This window comes from Microcoleus sp. CZ3-B2, assembly GCF_036705055.1.
In the GTDB taxonomy this organism is placed as follows: Bacteria; Cyanobacteriota; Cyanobacteriia; order Cyanobacteriales; family Microcoleaceae; genus Microcoleus.
The window spans coordinates 1-1,315 of the sequence record NZ_JAUBTN010000147.1 but is presented as its reverse complement, the minus strand read 5'-3'; the positions used below and the strand labels follow the sequence as shown (position 1 = coordinate 1,315).

1 protein-coding gene and 1 pseudogene are annotated in these 1,315 nt (G+C 42.5%); both read right to left on the bottom strand.

All coding sequences use genetic code 11. From position 1 onward, the window contains the following. Nucleotides 1-116: 116 nt before the first annotated feature. The gene (locus tag QUA97_RS28205; RefSeq protein ID WP_333197622.1) at nucleotides 117-1,205 is read right to left on the bottom strand and encodes an RNA-guided endonuclease InsQ/TnpB family protein; all 1,089 of its coding nucleotides are present in this window, start codon (nucleotides 1,203-1,205) and stop codon (nucleotides 117-119) included. Then, a pseudogene (locus QUA97_RS28200) lies at nucleotides 1,202-1,315 on the bottom strand (IS607 family transposase); the annotation flags it as partial. The pseudogene QUA97_RS28200 and the gene QUA97_RS28205, both read right to left, overlap by 4 nt.

Genomic DNA, 1,315 nt, shown 5'->3' with positions numbered 1-1,315 from the left:
CCGTTACATAAGACTTACCCAAAGCTACCCAGCTTTATACAAAGCTGGACTTTGAACCTTACTTCCTGTTTCATTCTGGCAGTGTCGGCACTCACCAGTCCGCAGGCTATCCCCGTCTAACTGACGGTTTTTGACAAATTAATTGCTGCGTTCAAATCGCGGTCAATAACTAAGCCGCAATGACTGCATTCAAACACTCGCTCCGATAAACTGAGTGTTTCTTTTTTAGTTCCACAGTTAGAGCAGGTTTTGCTGGATGGGAACCAACGGTCAGCAATTACCAGCTTTGAACCGTACAACTCGCATTTATAGGTTAACTGGCGACGAAACTCGAAAAAGCTCATGTCAGCGATAGACGTGGCTAGTTTATGATTAGCCATCATCCCTGATACATTTAAGTCCTCTACGACAATTACACCGTGGTTTTTGGCGAGTAGTGTCGTTAGCTTGTGCAAAGTATCTTTGCGGATGTTGGCTATTTTATTGTGCAGTCTAGCAATCTTGATTTGCGCTTTTTTCCAGTTACTTGAACCGATAAGTTTATGGCGGTTTAACCATTGCATTCTTGACAGTTTGGCTGCATATTTATTGTAGGACTTTGCACCCAAAATTACTTCACCTGTTGAGATAGTGGCTAATGCTTTAATGCCGAGGTCAACTCCTACAACACTTGCATTGCCTAACTCTTTCTGTTCTATGTCAAATCTGAAACTGATAAACCACCTGTCGGCTTGACGGGATATCGTACAAGACTTGATTGATACTTGCGGTAGCCTTTCATAAGTTTTCAGAATCCCAATTACAGGAACTTGAATTTTGTGGTTCCCCAAGATTTTGACTGTTCCTTCCAATGTGAAAGAGTCACGCCGCCCTTTCTTCTTAAACTTAGGTACGCCAGCAGTTTTTTTAAAACACCGCTTCCATGCTTCCCGCAATGCCATTAATGCCTGTTGCGGTGTAGATTTGGAGCATTCATAGTACCAAGCATTCTCCGACTTCACGAGTGCTACTAACAATTTGTGCAAGTCAATAGCTGTGGGAAATTTGAGTTTTTCGTTGGGATTGGTTTTATTGTGGTTGAGTATGTTTTTGGTCAGCCACAATCCCCAATTCCAAGCGTGACGCGCTACTCCACAATGCTTGGCTAACTGCGTTCGCTGTTGATTATTTAGTTTCAACTCTGTCTTGAATCCTAACAACATCATTGCTTTGCCTCGTTTACAGCAGCAGTCATGCCATCAATTAGCTTTTTGTTTTTCTTGCTTCTCGATCCGTAAAGACGTGCCGAAAACACAGTAATAAGCTCAATCATGTC